This is a genomic window from Ruegeria sp. CL6 (genome assembly GCF_056536465.1).
Genome location: NZ_JBQFPR010000032.1, coordinates 1 through 1,064, shown reverse-complemented (window position 1 = coordinate 1,064; position 1,064 = coordinate 1). Strand labels below are relative to the sequence as shown.

1 protein-coding gene is annotated in these 1,064 nt (G+C 52.5%); it reads right to left on the bottom strand.

Annotation, left to right across the window (positions count from 1 at the left end):
- Positions 1-62 precede the first annotated feature (62 nt).
- A partial coding sequence (locus ACR0LH_RS21640) for an adenylate cyclase (RefSeq protein WP_480722428.1) occupies positions 63-1,064 on the bottom strand: 1,002 nt, incomplete at its 5' end.

Below are 1,064 nucleotides of genomic sequence, written 5' to 3'. Positions count from 1 at the left end.
AATCGGAAACGTGTGAGATCGGTTTCCATCACAAACCAACCTGCTACTGCGAAACCCTGCTCTTATTCAGGCAAACCGGCTAGTCGCAAAGACGCACAGTCTTTCTCCAGCCTTCCTCTGTCAGAGAAAAGTTGAGTTTTCGCCCAGTCCGATATGGAAAACTGAGGGCGGTATTTCATCACATTCCGTGCTTCATCGCGAGCGGCCTTAAGGTTCTCCGTCTCTACATGGACGATTACGAGGTCGAGGTGACCAAAGCCTTCAACCCTTTGACCATATTCGGTGAATGCTTTCTTGGCTTCCTCGTATTGACCGTCAAGTCGAAGGGCTAAACCCAGAACGCCTGCATACCAACCTGGATAGTGAGGGTTCAGGGTAATGGCTTGTTGTGCGACTTGGATCGCTTCATTTGCCTGGCCATTGAAAGCTAGGGTGATTGACAGTCTGGCAGCCACGTCAGCGTGGTTTGGATTCAGCGCTAGTGCCTCGTTGAACTTCTCGATAGCCGAAACCAGCTTGCCATCGATTGCATCCGCAAAACCCGCAATAGCGTGAGCCTCTGGGTTGTAGCTGTCTATTTCCAGAGCTCGCTGAGCGCAGTCACGAGCCTCCGCTAGCGCGGCACGCCGGTCAGCAACAAATCCATGTCGTGCTTCGACAGTGCAAATGAATCCCAAAGTACAATACGGAGCCGAGTAACCCGGGTCGAGTGCAATTGCCTGTTGTGCAAATCGGCGAGCGTCGGCCTGAGCTTCCCTGGTAATTCTGCGCGAAGCCTCAACGGCCTTTAGTTGAGCAGTCCACGCGCCTAGGTTATTTGTGCCGGATCCTCTGAAACGAGCCATTTCTCCCGCCAACAGTTCGACTTGAAGCTCGGTTGCAATCCTAAGTGCGATTTCATCCTGAACTTCGAATACATCTTCAATGAGGCGATCATAGCGGTCTGCCCAAATATGCATGCCGGACTTTGCATCGATTAGCTGTGCTGTGATCCTCACCCGGTTACCGCTTTGACGGACACTTCCCTCAAGAACAAGATCGACACCCTGCTCCAGACCGACCTG